Raw genomic sequence first — 5,181 nt, 5'->3', positions numbered from 1 at the left:
TTGGATTAAAAAAGAGTAAAAAGTTTAAAATTTTTAAAAAAAGTGCTTGCGTTTTGGTTAGAGGATGCGTATTATATGTCTTCACCGGCTGACGAGTGATGTTAACGGTAAGAGACTAAGGTTTCTAAGATATTTAATAGATATATTATATACAAACACTTTGTTAAAGAATTTGAGTATCAGTAGTTAGAGTCAGAATTTGAGAATTAAACTGAAGAGTTTGATCCTGGCTCAGATTGAACGCTGGTGGCATGCTTAACACATGCAAGTCGAACGGTAACAGGAGAAGCTTGCTTCTTGCTGACGAGTGGCGGACGGGTGAGTAACGCGTAGGAATCTGCCCATCTGTGGGGGATACCAGTTGGAAACGACTGTTAATACCGCATAATATCTGCGGATTAAAGGTGGCCTTTGTGCTGCCGCAGATGGATGAGCCTGCGTTGGATTAGCTTGTTGGCGGGGTAAAGGCCCACCAAGGCTACGATCCATAGCTGATTTGAGAGGATGATCAGCCACATTGGGACTGAGACACGGCCCAAACTCCTACGGGAGGCAGCAGTGGGGAATATTGGACAATGGGGGAAACCCTGATCCAGCAATGCCATGTGTGTGAAGAAGGCTCTAGGGTTGTAAAGCACTTTAGTTGGGGAGGAAAGCTTATAGGTTAATAGCTTATGAGAAGGACGTTACCCAAAGAATAAGGACCGGCTAACTCCGTGCCAGCAGCCGCGGTAATACGGGGGGTCCGAGCGTTAATCGGAATTACTGGGCGTAAAGGGTCTGTAGGTGGTTTGTTAAGTCAGATGTGAAAGCCCAGGGCTCAACCTTGGAACTGCATTTGATACTGGCAAACTAGAGTATGGTAGAGGAATGGGGAATTTCTGGTGTAGCGGTGAAATGCGTAGAGATCAGAAGGAACACCAATGGCGAAGGCAACATTCTGGACCAATACTGACACTGAGGGACGAAAGCGTGGGGATCAAACAGGATTAGATACCCTGGTAGTCCACGCTGTAAACGATGAGTACTAGCTGTTGGATTCGGTGTAAAGGATCTAGTGGCGCAGCTAACGCGTTAAGTACTCCGCCTGGGGACTACGGCCGCAAGGCTAAAACTCAAAGGAATTGACGGGGACCCGCACAAGCGGTGGAGCATGTGGTTTAATTCGATGCAACGCGAAGAACCTTACCTGGTCTTGACATCCTGCGAACTTTCTAGAGATAGATTGGTGCCTTCGGGAACGCAGTGACAGGTGCTGCACGGCTGTCGTCAGCTCGTGTTGTGAAATGTTGGGTTAAGTCCCGCAACGAGCGCAACCCCTATTGATAGTTACCATCATTAAGTTGGGTACTCTATTGAGACTGCCGCTGACAAGGCGGAGGAAGGTGGGGACGACGTCAAGTCATCATGGCCCTTACGACCAGGGCTACACACGTGCTACAATGGGTATTACAGAGGGATGCGAAGGTGCGAGCTGGAGCGAAACTCAGAAAGGTACTCTTAGTCCGGATTGCAGTCTGCAACTCGACTGCATGAAGTCGGAATCGCTAGTAATCGCAGGTCAGAATACTGCGGTGAATACGTTCCCGGGTCTTGTACACACCGCCCGTCACACCATGGGAGTGGGTTGCTCCAGAAGTAGATAGCTTAACGAATGGGCGTTTACCACGGAGTGATTCATGACTGGGGTGAAGTCGTAACAAGGTAGCCGTAGGGGAACCTGCGGCTGGATCACCTCCTTAACGGAAATACGAAAAAAAGAATAAGCTCTAATTACATATTTAAATGATTTAGCTTAGTGTTTGTAGATAATATATTTTAGTGTAAATAAAATACGGGTCTGTAGCTCAGTTGGTTAGAGCGCACCCCTGATAAGGGTGAGGTCGGTAGTTCGAGTCTACTCAGACCCACCATTTTAGGTTTAGTTGGGGCCATAGCTCAGCTGGGAGAGCACCTGCTTTGCACGCAGGGGGTCAGCGGTTCGATCCCGCTTGGCTCCACCAATATTTTATTTGCATGATGATAGAGATATTTAACAATTTAGTATAGAAATAGACTTAAGAAAATAAGTGCAAGCGGTGGATGCCTTGGCATTCAGAGGCGATGAAGGACGTGTTAATCTGCGATAAGCTTCGGCGAGCTGGTAAATGAGCTTTGACCCGGAGATTTCCGAATGGGGGAACCCACCTAACACAAGTTAGGTACTCACTCGATATAGAGTGTAGAGCGAACGAGGGGAACTGAAACATCTAAGTACCCTTAGGAAGAGAAATCAATTGAGATTCCCATAGTAGTGGCGAGCGAAGTGGGAAGAGCCTGGTATGATTTAGCTGTAATTATAGTAGAACAAGTTGGGAAGCTTGACGATAGAGGGTGATAGTCCCGTATACGAAATAATCACAGTGGAACTAAGCATACGAACAAGTAGGACGGGGCACGTGAAACCTTGTCTGAATATGGGGGGACCATCCTCCAAGGCTAAATACTCCTGAATGACCGATAGTGAACTAGTACCGTGAGGGAAAGGTGAAAAGAACCCTTATAAAGGGAGTGAAATAGAATCTGAAACCGCTTGCATACAAGCAGTAGGAGCATTATTTAGTAATGTGACTGCGTACCTTTTGTATAATGGGTCAGCGAGTTACTTTTAGTGGCGAGGATAACTGAATAAGGGATCCGTAGCGAAAGCGAGTCTTAATAGGGCGACTAGTCGCTAGGAGTAGACCCGAAACCGGCGCGATCTATCCATGGCCAGGTTGAAGGTTGGGTAATACCAACTGGAGGACCGAACCCAATACTGTTGCAAAAGTATGGGATGAGCTGTGGATCGGAGTGAAAGGCTAATCAAGCACGGAGATAGCTGGTTCTCCCCGAAAACTATTTAGGTAGTGCCTCGTGTATAACTCATTGGGGTAAAGCACTGTTTCGACGATGGGGGTTTTACGACCTTACTGACTCGATGCAAACTCAGAATACGATGAAGTTCAATCACGGGAGACACACTGCGGGTGCTAAGGTCCGTAGTGGAAAGGGAAACAGCCCAGACCGCCAACTAAGGTCCCCAAGTCATAGCTAAGTGGGAAACGAAGTGGGAAGGCCCAGACAGCCAGGAGGTTGGCTTAGAAGCAGCCACCCTTTAAAGAAAGCGTAATAGCTCACTGGTCGAGTCGGCCTGCACGTAAGATTTAACGGGGCTAAGCTATGCACCGAAGTTGCGGAATATATAGTATATATTGGTAGGGGAGCGTTCTGTAAGCCGATGAAGGTGTGTTGAGAAGCATGCTGGAGGTATCAGAAGTGCGAATGCTGACATGAGTAACGTAAAATAAGTGAGATTCTTATTGGCCGAAAACCCAAGGATTCCTACGCAATGTTAATCAACGTAGGGTAAGCCGGCCCCTAAGGCGTAGCTGAAGAGTGAAGTCGATGGGAAACAGGTTAATATTCCTGTGCCGCTTATATGAACGAAGGAGGGACGGAGAAGGTTAGGTAGGCCTGGCGAATGGTTGTCCAGGTGAAAGTATGTAGGTAGAGGTGCTAGGCAAATCCGGCATCTTGTTGATCTGAGGTACGAGACGAAGTCAAACTTGTTTGACGAAGCTATTGATACCATGCTTCCAGGAAAAGCTTCTAAGTATATTGTATAAGCGACCGTACTGTAAACCGACACTGGTGGGTAGGTAGAGAATACTAAGGCTATGAGATAACTCTGGTGAAGGAACTAGGCAAAATGACACCGTAACTTTGGAAGAAGGTGTGCCCTTGATGGTGATGAGACTTGCTCTCTGAGCTGTTGGGGGTTGCAGATACCAGGTGGCTGCGACTGTTTATCAAAAACACAGCACTCTGCTAAATCGTAAGATGAAGTATAGGGTGTGACGCCTGCCCGGTGCTGGAAGGTTAATTGAAGGGGTTAGCGCAAGCGAAGCTCTGGATCGAAGCCCCAGTAAACGGCGGCCGTAACTATAACGGTCCTAAGGTAGCGAAATTCCTTGTCGGGTAAGTTCCGACCTGCACGAATGGCGTAACGACGGCCACACTGTCTCCACCAGAGACTCAGTGAAATTGAAATCGCTGTGAAGATGCAGTGTACCCGCGGTTAGACGGAAAGACCCCGTGAACCTTTACTACAGCTTTGCACTGGACTTTGAATATTTATGTGTAGGATAGGTGGGAGACTTTGAAGCAGTTACGCTAGTAGCTGTGGAGTCGTCCTTGAAATACCACCCTTGAATATTTAGAGTTCTAACTCAGGAGAGATTCGAGGACAGTGTATGGTGGGTAGTTTGACTGGGGCGGTCTCCTCCTAAAGAGTAACGGAGGAGTACGAAGGTGCACTCGGTATGGTCGGAAATCATACCTAGAGTATAAAGGCAAAAGTGCGCTTGACTGCGAGAGTGACGGCTCGAGCAGGTACGAAAGTAGGTCTTAGTGATCCGGTGGTCCCGTATGGAAGGGCCATCGCTCAACGGATAAAAGGTACTCCGGGGATAACAGGCTGATTCCTCCCAAGAGTTCATATCGACGGAGGAGTTTGGCACCTCGATGTCGGCTCATCACATCCTGGGGCTGAAGCAGGTCCCAAGGGTATGGCTGTTCGCCATTTAAAGTGGTACGCGAGCTGGGTTCAGAACGTCGTGAGACAGTTCGGTCCCTATCTGCCGTGGGCGTTAGAGATTTGAGAAGAGTTGCTCCTAGTACGAGAGGACCGGAGTGAACGAACCACTGGTGTTCCGGTTGTTTCGCCAGAAGCATTGCCGGGTAGCTACGTTCGGAAGGGATAACCGCTGAAAGCATCTAAGCGGGAAGCCTCCTTCAAGATTAGATCTCTCTAGCTTTTGCTAGTAAGGAACGTTGGAGACTACGACGTTGATAGGCTGGGTGTGGAAGTACAGCAATGTATGAAGCTTACCAGTACTAATGATCCGAGAGACTTAAGTCTATTTCTATGCTGAATTGTTAAATATCTTTATAAACCAAAACACAGTTTTGGCGATGATAGCTTGTAGGAACCACCTGATCCCATTCCGAACTCAGAAGTGAAACTACAATACGCCGATGATAGTCTGGCATTGCCCAGGTGAAAGTAGGTAGTCGCCATCTTTTTCGAATATAAAAGACTCAACGTCAGAGCACAATTTGAAAGCCTCGCCCTAAAAAGCGGGGCTTTTTCGTTTCTGG

At 47.7% G+C, this 5,181-nt stretch carries 2 tRNA genes and 3 rRNA genes; all 5 read left to right on the top strand.

Annotated elements, in window-relative coordinates:
* Positions 1-208 precede the first annotated feature (208 nt).
* The 5 genes from R8535_RS10580 to rrf all read left to right on the top strand — a co-directional run bounded on the left by R8535_RS10580 (position 209) and on the right by rrf (position 5,103).
* Positions 209-1,742, top strand: a 16S ribosomal RNA gene (locus R8535_RS10580).
* 94 nt (positions 1,743-1,836) lie between these two features.
* Positions 1,837-1,913 (top strand) — tRNA-Ile (locus R8535_RS10575).
* A 14-nt stretch (positions 1,914-1,927) separates the two neighbouring features.
* Positions 1,928-2,003: transfer RNA gene (locus R8535_RS10570), tRNA-Ala, on the top strand.
* Positions 2,004-2,055: 52 nt separating this feature from the next.
* A 23S ribosomal RNA gene (locus tag R8535_RS10565) occupies positions 2,056-4,942 on the top strand.
* A gap of 46 nt (positions 4,943-4,988) precedes the next feature.
* Positions 4,989-5,103, top strand: a 5S ribosomal RNA gene (gene rrf, locus R8535_RS10560).
* The 16S, 23S and 5S rRNA genes sit together here with 2 tRNA genes alongside, the layout of an rRNA operon.
* Positions 5,104-5,181: the final 78 nt, after the last annotated feature.

It is taken from the genome of Francisella sp. 19S2-4, from assembly GCF_036281795.1.
Classification (GTDB): domain Bacteria; phylum Pseudomonadota; class Gammaproteobacteria; order Francisellales; family Francisellaceae; genus Francisella.
This window is presented reverse-complemented; position numbering and strand designations above follow the sequence as displayed.